1 protein-coding gene is annotated in these 534 nt (G+C 43.1%); it reads right to left on the bottom strand.

Going from position 1 to position 534, the window contains the following annotated elements; genetic code table 11:
* The coding region (locus DIZ30_RS13265; protein WP_159086160.1) for a Cna B-type domain-containing protein at positions 1–534 on the bottom strand (534 nt) is incomplete at both ends.

Here is a 534-nt window from a genome sequence, read left to right as displayed (position 1 = left end):
GTTGGATCGGTTGACCGTCGGCTAATAGATTTACTGTGATCGTCGTCGGTCGTTTGCCGTCTTGGTTCTCATTGTCTTCCCATGTTTTTTGTCCAGAAACCTCTTTGGTTTCTGGTACATGGGTATTGGTAATAACGATGTTTCCATCCTTTGTTTGTTTAACTTCACTGGTATAGCCAGCTACTTTGGTTAACTCTTCCACTCGATAAGTGATAGCTTGACCTTTCGCCTTTTCTGCCAATTCGTTCCACGTGGTCGTCCAGTGATTCTCCTCGCTCAGTTCTATTGCTTCGCCTACTTTTTGGTTATTAGCATACAGCTGGACTTGGATACTTTGAGGTCGTAACCCATCTTGGTTATTTCCATCATCCCATACTTTAGTAGCGCTTAAACTAGTTTTACCCGGTGTATAACTGTTTTTGATGTTATACCCTTCAATTGTCGTACTGTATTCGGGCACGTTGTCTTCCGTTACAGTATAGATGATTTCTTGCCCGTCTCTGTATTTTGGCAGATTCGTGAAACGATAGCGCC

This window comes from Enterococcus sp. H57 (assembly GCF_003112495.1).
GTDB classification, from domain to species: domain Bacteria; phylum Bacillota; class Bacilli; order Lactobacillales; family Enterococcaceae; genus Enterococcus_B; species Enterococcus_B faecium.
This window is presented reverse-complemented; position numbering and strand designations above follow the sequence as displayed.